The organism is Pseudoxanthomonas mexicana (genome assembly GCF_010093385.1).
Lineage (GTDB): Bacteria > Pseudomonadota > Gammaproteobacteria > Xanthomonadales > Xanthomonadaceae > Pseudoxanthomonas_A > Pseudoxanthomonas_A mexicana.
On the sequence record NZ_PDWV01000097.1, the window covers coordinates 1 to 5,560 of the forward strand.

Here is a 5,560-nt window from a genome sequence, read left to right on the forward strand (position 1 = left end):
GGGGAAGACAGGTCGGCGTGAAGTGCCGGGTGAAGGCCCCGCAAGGCAGGGCCGGCGACGTCAGACAGTGTCTTCGTGCCAGGTGCGGCCGTCGCGTTCGACCAGCGCCACGGCGGCGCTGGGACCCCACGAGCCGGCGGTGTAGGGCTTGGGCGCGTCGCGAAGGTTGTCCCAGGCCGACAGGATGGGGTCGATCCAGGCCCAGGCGGCCTCGACCTCGTCGCGGCGCATGAACAGGGTCTGGTTGCCGCGCACCACATCCATCAGCAGGCGCTCATAGGCTTCCGGCTGGTGCACGCCGAAGGCCTCGGCGAAGCTCATGTCCAGCGGCACGTGCTGCAGGCGCAGGCCGCCCGGGCCCGGGTCCTTGATCATCAGCCACAGCTTGACGCCTTCGTCCGGCTGCAGGCGCAGCACCAGCTTGTTGCCCATCACCGGGCCGGCGCTGTCGTCGAAGATGGAATGCGGGATCTGCTTGAAGGCGATGACGATCTCGGACACGCGCTCGGCCAGGCGCTTGCCGGTGCGCAGGTAGAAGGGCACGCCGGCCCAGCGCCAATTGTCCACTTCTGCCTTCAGCGCCACGAACGTCTCTGTGCGGGAATCGGGCTTGCCCAGTTCCTCCAGATAGCCCGGCACGGCGGCGCCGCTGCTGGCGCCGGCGCGGTACTGGCCGCGCACGGACAGGTGGGCGACGTCTTCGCCACGGATCGGCTTGAGCGAGCGCAGCACCTTCAGTTTCTCATCGCGCACGGCGTCGGCCTGCAGGGCGGCCGGCGGTTCCATCGCCACCATGCACAGCAACTGCAGCAAGTGGTTCTGGACCATGTCGCGCAGCGCGCCGGAGGTGTCGTAGTAGCCGGCGCGCTTCTCCAGGCCGACGGTTTCGGCCACGGTGATCTGCACGTGGTCGATCCGGCTGGCGTTCCACAGGGGTTCGAACAGGATATTGGCGAAGCGCAGCGCCAGCAGGTTCTGGACCGTTTCCTTGCCCAGGTAGTGGTCGATGCGGAAGATCTGGCTTTCGGCGAACGCGCCGCCGACCGCGTCGTTGATGACGGCGGCGCTGGCCGAATCGTGGCCGATCGGCTTCTCGATCACCACGCGGGCATTGCCGGTGTTCAGACCATGCGCGCGCAGCCGGTCGCAGATGTTCACGAACAGGGTGGGGCTGGTGGACAGGTAGAACACGCGGATGCGCTCGCCGGTGGCCAGCAGGCGGGTGGCGAACTCGTCCCAGCCCTCGTCCTTGGTGGCATCCAGGGCCAGATAGCCGAGCTTGTCCAGGAAGGCGGGCAGCCTGGCCTGGAGGGTTTCGTCTGCAGCGGCGACGCGGGCCAGCGCTTCGCCGACCTTGGCCCGGTACTCCGCATCGCCCTGTCTGTCGCGGGCCACGCCCAGGATGCGGCTGTCTTCCGGAATCTGGCCATCGGCATAGCGGCGCAGCAGGCCGGGTAGCAGCTTGCGCAATGCCAGGTCGCCGGTGCCCCCGAAAATGACGAGATCGAAGGTGTCGACGGGCAGGGTCTTCGCGGTCACGGGAGCTTCTCGGCGCAACGGGATGAGTCGCCACCATACCACCACGGTACCACGGGATGCCAACAGGTCCGCTATGTGAAGGGCTTGTTGCGATATTGGTACGTCACTGGTATCTTGAGGGTCATGCAAACCAATCTGCTCGAGGAATACCAGCGGCTGCAGACCGGTGAGTCCACCCGGGCCGTCGCCTACCTGCGCCTGCGCCGCGCGCTGCAGAACCTCATGGACGCGGGCGTGTTGCGGCCGGGGCAGGCGCTCCCCAGCGAGCGCGACCTGGCCCAGCTGCTGGATCTGTCGCGGGTGACCATTCGCAAGGCGCTGGCCGGCCTGATCGAAAGTGGTCTGCTGGTGCAGCGGCAGGGCGCGGGGACCTTCGTGGCCGAGCGGATCCTGCGACAGTTCTCCCGCCTGACCAGCTTCACCGATGACCTGCGCGAGCGGGGGCTCAACCCGCAGGTGAGGTTCCTCGAGCGTTCGGTGGGGGAAGTGACTCCGGAGGAATCGATGGCGCTGAACCTGTCGCCAGGCAGCGGCGTGGTGCGCATGTACCGCCTGCGGCACGTCGACGGCGCTCCGATCGCCATCGAGCGCACCCTGGTGCCGTACGCGCTGCTGCCGGATCCGGACAGCGTGACGACCTCTCTATATGAGGCGCTGGACGCCTATGGCCACCGGCCCAAGCGGGCCCTGCAGCGTCTGCGGGCCGTGGCGCTGGATGAGGAGGCGGCCCGTCACCTCGAATTGCCGGTGGGTGCGCCGGGCCTGTTGGTCGAGCGTCGGGCCTTCCTGGAGGACGGACGGGTCGTGGAGTCCACCCGGTCCTACTATCGCGGCGACGCCTACGACTTCGTCGCCGAACTGCAGAGCGACTGACGCCTGCCGCAGGCCCTGACGGGCCTGCCTGCCGTGATCCTGCCCCTAGACCTGCCGCCCCCGGGTGGCGGGAGGCTTTCGCCTGCGCGTCATTCGCGCCTTTCCCGTAGCGGTTCTCCGCGCCGAAGGCGTCAAGAAAGTGGCGTGCCGCACGTGAAAAGTGTGATGATGTATATGAATGTAGTGTTATCCGTCTACAATTTGACGATAAGATTTCGTAAAGACGTAATCACCATCACATTTCCGGGACCCATGTCCTCTACGGGGCGCGGGTCGCGAATTGTGACGTAGACCCCGAAAACCCGCGGCGAATGGGTCGCGCGGTGAGGGGCGGCAACTTCAAGACAGCCTTGGGGGAGGCAGTCCCCGGCTGGCTCGTCCAGATTCAGCGCAAGGGACTACCGTGCAAGGCCTGACCTACATTTTCAAAGCGGCCCTTCGCCGCCACATGGTGACCACATCGGGTTTGATGCTGGTCGCTCTGGCGGCTCTAGTGCCGGCCCATGCGCAGACCTCGGTCCAGAACACCGCTACGGTGGCCCTGCCTCCCGGTTCGCCGGTGGTCGACAGCAACGCAGCGAACAACACCTCTAGCGTGACGGTCGGTGTACTTGCGTTGCCGCGCCTGACCCTGGTCAAGCAGGTCGTCAACGACAACGGCGGCACTGCCGCGGCCACAGCGTGGACACTGGTCGCGACGGGGCCCTCGACGACGATTTCGGGTACTACCGGCGCGGCGGCCGTTACCAGCGCAGCAGTCCCCGCAGGGACCTATGCCCTGTCGGAGACGGGTGGACCCGCGGCCTACACCGCCAGCACCTGGAGTTGCGTCAAGAATGGCGGCGCGGCGGTATCCGCGAACAGCATCAGTCTGGTCGGCAATGATGTTGCGACCTGCACGATCACCAACAATGACCAGGCGGCCACGCTGACGCTGGTCAAGACGGTGGTCAACGACAATGGCGGCACCGCCACGGTCACCAGCTTCCCGCTGACGGCGACCGGTCCGACGACGATCACGGGCGTGAGCGGCACCGCGACGGTGACCAACCGGTCGGTCAACGCCGGCGTTTACACGCTGTCGGAAGTGACGGCGGCCGGCTATACCGCCGGTGCGTGGAGCTGCACGGCCGGCACCCTGTCCGGTAGCCAGCTGACCTTGGCCAACGGCCAGAACGCGACCTGCACGATCACCAACAATGACCAACCCGCGACGCTGACGCTGATCAAGCAGGTCGACAACACCGGCGGCGGCACGGCAGTTGCTTCCGACTGGACGCTGACTGCGGCGGGTCCGACCGTCGCCAGTGGTCCGGGTGGTACGGGTCCAGTGTCGGTTTCTGCGGGCGTCTACACGCTGTCCGAATCGGCCGGGCCTGCCGGATATGCGGCCGGGGACTGGCAGTGCGTGAACGATGGTATTGCGAGCGTCGGCAGCCAGATCACGGTAGCCAACGGCGGACAGGTTACTTGCGCCATCATCAACACATTCCAGCCCGCGCCCGCGCTGACGATCGACAAGACGACGACCACGCCGAGCTATGCGGCGGTGGGTGACGTGCTGTCGTACAGCTACCTGGTGACCAACAGCGGCAACACGACGATCACGGCGGCCATCACGGTGAGCGACGACCGGATCGCGACGGTGACCTGCCCGGCGCTGCCGGCCGGTGGCCTGGCGCCGACGCAGTCGATCACGTGCACGGCGACGTACACGGTGACGCAGGCGGACATCGATGCGGGCACGGTGACGAACATCGCCAGCGCCAGCGATGGCACGACGACCTCGCCGACGGACACGGTGACGGTGACGGCGACGCGGAATCCTGCGCTGACGATCGACAAGACGACGACCACGCCGAGCTATGCGGCGGTGGGTGACGTGCTGTCGTACAGCTACCTGGTGACCAACAGCGGCAACACGACGATCACGGCGGCCATCACGGTGAGCGACGACCGGATCGCGACGGTGACCTGCCCGGCGCTGCCGGCCGGTGGCCTGGCGCCGACGCAGTCGATCACGTGCACGGCGACGTACACGGTGACGCAGGCGGACATCGATGCGGGCACGGTGACGAACATCGCCAGCGCCAGCGATGGCACGACGACCTCGCCGACGGACACGGTGACGGTGACGGCGACGCGGACGCCGGCGCAGGAGCTGGAGAAGCTGCTGACCGGTAATGCCGATGGCGATGCCAGTGGCACGGTGAGCGTGGGCGACGTGCTGACCTACACGGTCACGATGACCAATACGGGCAACACGACCCTGGCCAACGTGGTGGTGAGCGATGCGCTGATCACCCCGAACAGCAACACCTGCGCCAGCGTGGCGCCGGGTGCGGCCTGTCAGCTGGTGGGTACGTACACGGTGACCCAGGCCGACGCCGATGCGGGCAACATCCGCAACACGGCGCTGGTGACCAGTCCGGTCTGCCCGGTGGGCAGCACGGATCCGGCGTGCACGACGACGATCGACATCCCGGTCGAGAACCCGGTTGTGACCTACAGCAAGTCCGTCGTCCTGCCCTCTGGCCAGACCGAAGTTTCCGTGGGCGATACGCTGACTTATGCGATATCCGTCACCGTCGCAAATGCACGTACGACGGAGCCGTTGACCCTGACCGACACCCTGGGCACCGGCTTGGATCTGGGCGCCGTCTCTGCAGGGGTGTTCTCCTGCAGTGGCACCAACCCGTTGGTCTGCACCCTGTCCGCGGGCACTGTGCCAGGTACCTACACGGCGACCTACACGGCCACGGTCAATGACCAGGCGACCGGTACGGTGGACAATGCGGTGGTTGGTACCGGCGACGATGCCCCGACCTGCGCAGGCACCTGCACCACCGAAACCCCGGTAACCGAGCCGTTGCCTCCGTTGGTGACGTACACCAAGAGCGCAGCTCTGCCGTCAGGCCAGACCGATGCCCGCGTGGGCGACACGATCACCTACACGCTGACCACCACGGTGGTCAACGCGGTCACCACCAGCGACGTGGTGCTGACCGACACGCTGGGCACGGGCCTGACCTTCGGTGCGGTGACCAATGCCGGTGCGTACACCTGCAACAGCACCAACCCGCTGGTGTGCACGCTGCCGGTGGGCACCGTGCCGGGCACCTACACGGTGACCTACACGGCCACGGTC

The 5,560-nt window shown here is 66.9% G+C and carries 3 protein-coding genes; 2 read left to right on the forward strand and 1 reads right to left on the reverse strand.

The features are described 5' to 3' along the window. Positions 1-60: 60 nt before the first annotated feature. Positions 61-1,539, reverse strand: a complete 1,479-nt coding sequence (gene zwf, locus CSC76_RS18610) for a glucose-6-phosphate dehydrogenase (RefSeq protein WP_162111450.1) — start codon at positions 1,537-1,539, stop codon at positions 61-63. Positions 1,540-1,662: 123 nt separating this feature from the next. Between zwf and CSC76_RS18615 the strand changes: the two genes are divergently transcribed. Together CSC76_RS18615 and CSC76_RS18620 are read left to right on the forward strand one after the other, a co-directional pair. Continuing rightward, a complete protein-coding gene (locus tag CSC76_RS18615; RefSeq protein ID WP_162111451.1) occupies positions 1,663-2,412 on the forward strand; it encodes a GntR family transcriptional regulator in 750 nt (249 codons plus the stop codon). A gap of 469 nt (positions 2,413-2,881) precedes the next feature. After that, positions 2,882-5,560: DUF7507 domain-containing protein (locus CSC76_RS18620; RefSeq protein ID WP_162111452.1), on the forward strand; the 2,679-nt coding region annotated here is incomplete at its 3' end.